Below are 840 nucleotides of genomic sequence, written 5' to 3' on the forward strand. Positions count from 1 at the left end.
CGGCAAGCTGAGCGCCGGAATGAACTTCCAGATTGGGGCCAGCACTGGGGAAGGCATGACCGTCAATCTAAGCACGCAGTTGGACGGTGTTACCGGGGCCAGCGGTATGACGGGGATTACTGCTGCTATCACTACTCTGAGCGGTACCGGGAGCGCGACTAACGCCCAGACACTGATGACCTCTCTGGAAGATGGTCTGAAAAAGGTGGGCGAAATGCGTTCCGGGCTGGGGGCGAACATCAACCGTCTGGGCCACACCGCCGCGAACCTGGCAAACATGAAAGACAACACCGAGTTGGCGCTGGGCAATATTCAGGATGCGGACTTCGCGAGCGAAGCCTCTTCCATGACCCGCAACCAGATGCTGGCGCAGACCAGTATGTCGATGCTGAAGCAGTCCAACAGCATGTCCGGCATGGTGATGTCTCTGCTGGGCTAAGGCTAATGCCTAAAGCAATAATGTGACAAAACACCGCCTTCGGGCGGTGTTTTTACTTATCGGCTATAAAAATGCATTTTTTTCACTTCACTGTTTAATTTCTCTTACCTGCGTGCCGCTTTGATTAAGTAACGAAGCTTATGTAGCACTTACCGAATCAAGGAGATTCATTATGTCTTTATCTATTTTCACCAGCGGCTCTGCAATGTCCTCCCTTAACGCGCTGAATAAGTCCAACAGCATGCTGTCCACTGCGATGGAGCGCCTGGGCACCGGCAAACGCATCAACTCTGCTGCCGACGATGCCGCAGGGATGCAGATCGCTTCCCGTCTGCAGGGCCAGAGCAACGGTATGGCCGTGGCCCAGCGCAACATCTCTGACGCCACTGCCATGCTGCAGA

General features: G+C 54.4%; 2 protein-coding genes. Both read left to right on the plus strand.

Annotated features, from left to right (window positions below; genetic code table 11):
- A partial coding sequence (locus CNE01S_RS24105) for a flagellin (protein ID WP_255212440.1) occupies positions 1-439 on the plus strand: 439 nt, incomplete at its 5' end.
- Positions 440-611: 172 nt separating this feature from the next.
- Positions 612-840 (plus strand): flagellin N-terminal helical domain-containing protein (locus CNE01S_RS24110; RefSeq protein WP_439645715.1); only part of this gene is annotated, 229 nt, incomplete at its 3' end.

Source organism: Cedecea neteri NBRC 105707 = ATCC 33855, from assembly GCF_001571265.1.
In the GTDB taxonomy this organism is placed as follows: domain Bacteria; phylum Pseudomonadota; class Gammaproteobacteria; order Enterobacterales; family Enterobacteriaceae; genus Cedecea; species Cedecea neteri.